The sequence below is a fragment of the Streptomyces sp. AB3(2024) genome, from assembly GCF_041862025.1.
Lineage (GTDB): Bacteria > Actinomycetota > Actinomycetes > Streptomycetales > Streptomycetaceae > Streptomyces.
Genome location: NZ_JBGWAB010000379.1, coordinates 1 through 293 on the forward strand (window position 1 = coordinate 1; position 293 = coordinate 293).

Below are 293 nucleotides of genomic sequence, written 5' to 3' on the forward strand. Positions count from 1 at the left end.
GCGCCGTTCGTGGACTTCGACGTGGTCCAGGTACTGCGGGAGGGGCGTTCGCTGGAGCGGGTGGATGTGGTCCAGCCCGTGACGTGGGCGGTGATGGTTTCCCTCGCCGAGGTGTGGCGTTCCCTCGGACTGGTGCCGGATGCCGTCGTCGGGCATTCGCAGGGTGAGATCGCCGCTGCTGCCGTCTCGGGTGCGCTGTCCCTCGGGGATGCGGCTCGGGTCGTTGCGCTGCGGGCGCAGGTGATCGGCCGTGAGTTGGCCGGTCTGGGGGGTATGGCGTCGATTCCGTTGCC

At 69.6% G+C, this 293-nt stretch carries 1 protein-coding gene; it reads left to right on the top strand.

The features are described from left to right. The coding region (locus ACEPPI_RS40855) for an acyltransferase domain-containing protein (protein ID WP_373920293.1) at positions 1–293 on the top strand (293 nt) is incomplete at both ends.